Here is a 1,530-nt window from a genome sequence, read left to right on the forward strand (position 1 = left end):
GCCCGATGACCTTCCTGATGATCCTGTCTTGCTCAAGCAACTGCTGCTTGAGGCGCTCACTCGACAGGAGGAATCGGCTCAGGCTTATCAGACCCACATCGTCGACCTGAAAGAACAGATCAAGCTGTTGCGCGACCGTCTGTTTGGACGCAAGTCCGAGCAAACCGTTGAGCCCAATACGCCGCAACTGGCCTTGTTCAACGAGCCTGAAAGCGAACCGATGCCTTCAGTGGGTGACGCTGATGAGGAGGTCGTTGCACCGACAGCGCGCCGTGGCAAACGCAAGCCGTTGTCGGCCGATCTGCCGCGTATCGAAGTCATTCATGAACTGCCCGAACACGAACTGACCTGTGCTTGCGGTTGCCGCAAACACGCTATCGGTGAAGAGACCAGCGAGCAACTGGACATCGTGCCGATGCAGATTCGGGTCATCAAACACATCCGCAAAATCTACGGTTGCCGTGGCTGCCAAGCAGCCCCGGTCACGGCTGACAAGCCTGCCCAACTGATCGAAAAGAGCATGGCCAGCCCAAGCGTATTGGCCATGTTGCTGACCACCAAGTATGTCGACGGTTTGCCGTTGCATCGGTTTGAAACGGTGCTCAGCCGCCACGGTATCGATATCCCTCGGCAAACGCTGGCTCGCTGGATCATCCAGTGCAGCGAACACTTCCAGCCGCTGATCAATTTGATGCGTGACCGACTGCTGGAAAGTCCGGTGATCCACTGCGATGAAACCCGTGTCCAGGTGTTGAAAGAGCCGGATCGAGACCCGACCAGCCAATCCTGGATGTGGGTGCAAGCCAGCGGCCCACCGGATCGAAAAGTCGTGCTATTTGATTACACGTCCAGCCGTGCGCAGGAAGTGCCGTTGCGCTTGCTGGAAAGTTACCGTGGCTATGTCATGACCGACGATTACGCGGGCTATAACGCGTTGGCGTTGCAGCCGGGCGTGGAACGTCTGGCCTGCATGGCCCATGCACGACGCAAGTTCGTGGACGCGCAAAAAGTACAGCCCAAGGGAAAAACCGGACGGGCCGACATCGCGCTGGCGATGATCAACAAGCTGTACGGAATCGAGCGCGAGCTCAAGGACGTCAGCGATGAACAGCGGTTTATCGGTCGTCAGGAACAAAGCCTTCCGATCCTGGCCCAACTGAAAAGCTGGTTGGATAAAACCCAGCCTCAAGTGACAGCACAGAGTGCGTTGGGCAAGGCAGTGCATTATCTGGCGAATAACTGGAGTCGGCTGGAACGCTATGTCGAAGCGGGTTACTTGCCCATCGACAACAATGCGGCCGAAAGAGCGATCAAGCCGTTTGTCATCGGGCGCAAGGCCTGGCTGTTCAGCGATACTGTCAACGGCGCCAACGCCAGCGCGAAAATCTACAGCCTGGTCGAGACCGCCAAGGTCAACGGCCAAGAGCCCTATACGTGGCTGCGCCACGTACTGGAGCGCCTGCCGCACGCCTCGTCAGTAGCAGACTACGAAGCGCTGCTGCCATGGAACTGCTCGCCAAAAATGCCACA

1 protein-coding gene is annotated in these 1,530 nt (G+C 57.6%); it reads left to right on the forward strand.

Features of this window, described 5'->3' with window-relative positions; translation table 11 throughout:
• On the forward strand, nt 1–1,530 hold a 1,530-nt coding region (gene tnpC / locus KDX39_RS26285), incomplete at both ends, for an IS66 family transposase (protein WP_231662368.1).

This window comes from Pseudomonas sp. CDFA 610 (genome assembly GCF_021147865.1).
Lineage (GTDB): Bacteria > Pseudomonadota > Gammaproteobacteria > Pseudomonadales > Pseudomonadaceae > Aquipseudomonas > Aquipseudomonas alliivorans.